At 29.8% G+C, this 456-nt stretch carries 1 protein-coding gene; it reads left to right on the top strand.

All coding sequences use genetic code 11. The features are described 5' to 3' along the window. Positions 1-38: 38 nt before the first annotated feature. Positions 39-456, top strand: a 418-nt coding sequence (locus IC213_RS20605; RefSeq protein ID WP_227863586.1) for a hypothetical protein, incomplete at its 3' end; no start/stop codon positions are given.

Here is a 456-nt window from a genome sequence, read left to right as displayed (position 1 = left end):
ATGAAGCAAAAGAATTAGTTGATGCTTATTTAGATTTAATGATGGATAAAATTCCTGATGCTGAAAAAGAAATGGCTAAGTTAGATGCTACAATTAAAGCAGCATTAAAAGAAAAGTTAGAAACTACCAAAGAAATAGAAGATGAGATAACTAAAGTCTATGAAAAGCAAATTGAAGAACGTAAGAAACAGATAGATGATGAACTTAAAAAACGTCTTGATGCACTTAATAAAGAAAAAGAAGCCTACAATAAAGCTAGAGATAAAGCAGATTATCAGCGTGATTATGATGATAAATCAAAAGAGATAGAAGAACTTCAAAAGAAATTGGATATTGCTGAAAGAGATAGTTCACTATCAGGACAAAAGAAAGTACAGGAATTAAGAAAAGAATTAGAAGAGGCTAAGAGAGCATTAGAAGATTTAGTTCAAGACCAGATTGATAAAGATGTAAATG

It is taken from the genome of Clostridioides sp. ES-S-0049-02 (assembly GCF_020658465.1).
Classification (GTDB): Bacteria; Bacillota; Clostridia; order Peptostreptococcales; family Peptostreptococcaceae; genus Clostridioides.
Note: the sequence above shows the minus strand (reverse complement) of the source record. Positions and strands in the feature narration are given on the sequence as shown.